The following is a 756-nucleotide window of genomic DNA, read 5'->3' as shown; positions in this document are numbered from 1 at the left end:
GATGAGCGCAACAATCATTGACGGCAAGGCCTTTGCGGCCACGGTCCGCGAGAAGGTGGCGGCGCATGTGGCGCGGCTGAAGGATGAGAACGGCATCACGCCCGGCCTGGCGGTGGTGCTGGTGGGCGAGGACCCGGCCAGCCAGGTCTACGTCCGTTCGAAGGGCAAGCAGACCGTCGAGGTCGGCATGAACTCCTACGAGCACAAGCTGGAGGCCGACACCTCCGAGGCGGACCTGCTGGCGCTGATCGATAAGCTGAACAAGGACCCGGCGGTGCATGGCATCCTGGTGCAGCTGCCCCTGCCGAAACACCTCGACGAGGACCTGGTGATCAACGCGATCGAGCCCTCCAAGGACGTGGACGGCTTTCACATTTCCAACGTGGGCCTGTTGGGCACCGGGCAGAAATCGATGGTCCCCTGCACGCCGCTGGGTTGCCTGATGATGCTGCGCGATCACCATGGGTCGCTGAGCGGCATGGACGCGGTGGTGATCGGCCGGTCGAACATCGTCGGCAAGCCGATGGCGCAGCTGCTGCTGGGGGATTCCTGCACCGTGACGATTGCGCATTCGCGGACGAAAGACCTGCCCGAGGTGGTGCGCCGCGCCGATATCGTCGTGGCCGCCGTGGGCCGCCCCGAGATGGTGCCGGGCGACTGGATCAAGCCGGGCGCCACGGTGATCGACGTGGGCATCAACCGCATCGACGCGCCGGAAAAGGGCGAAGGCAAAACCCGCCTCGTGGGCGACGCGCA

Annotated in this window: 1 protein-coding gene; it reads left to right on the top strand. The window is 66.1% G+C overall.

Annotation, left to right across the window (positions count from 1 at the left end; genetic code table 11):
* Window position 1: 1 nt before the first annotated feature.
* Window positions 2-756, top strand: a 755-nt coding sequence (locus tag G9Q80_RS15280) for a bifunctional methylenetetrahydrofolate dehydrogenase/methenyltetrahydrofolate cyclohydrolase (RefSeq protein ID WP_168246497.1), incomplete at its 3' end; no start/stop codon positions are given.

This window comes from Mameliella sp. LZ-28, assembly GCF_012274245.1.
GTDB lineage: Bacteria > Pseudomonadota > Alphaproteobacteria > Rhodobacterales > Rhodobacteraceae > Antarctobacter > Antarctobacter albus.
Note: the sequence above shows the minus strand (reverse complement) of the source record. Positions and strands in the feature narration are given on the sequence as shown.